The organism is Wenzhouxiangella sp. YN1 (genome assembly GCF_056324145.1).
On sequence record NZ_JBJNIO010000111.1, the window covers coordinates 1 to 281 of the forward strand.

The window sequence follows — 281 nt, forward strand, 5'->3', positions numbered from 1 at the left end:
CCCCTTTTCTCCAAAGTAGAAATGTCCCCTTCGTTTTCATGTGATGCGGTCGGGGTAGGCTCGCTTCCAGGGGTGGTCGGGTGGTGGTTTGTAGGCAGGCTTTGCGGCTTGCTGCTGTCTGATCTGGTCAACCCGGTTGCCGACGGACTTCTCGTCTTCGATTGGAATGGGCGGCTCGCCTTCGGCTAGTAGCCGGAAGGGGAGCGACTGCCCCTTGCTGAGCACGGTCACGCGACCGTCAAAGTGCTCGCACAGCGTCACGAGGCTGCCTCTGAGCCGGT

At 60.9% G+C, this 281-nt stretch carries 1 pseudogene; it reads right to left on the reverse strand.

What is annotated here, in order from left to right:
• Positions 1 to 36: 36 nt before the first annotated feature.
• Positions 37 to 281, reverse strand: a pseudogene (locus tag ACEWQZ_RS02760) (hypothetical protein); the annotation flags it as partial.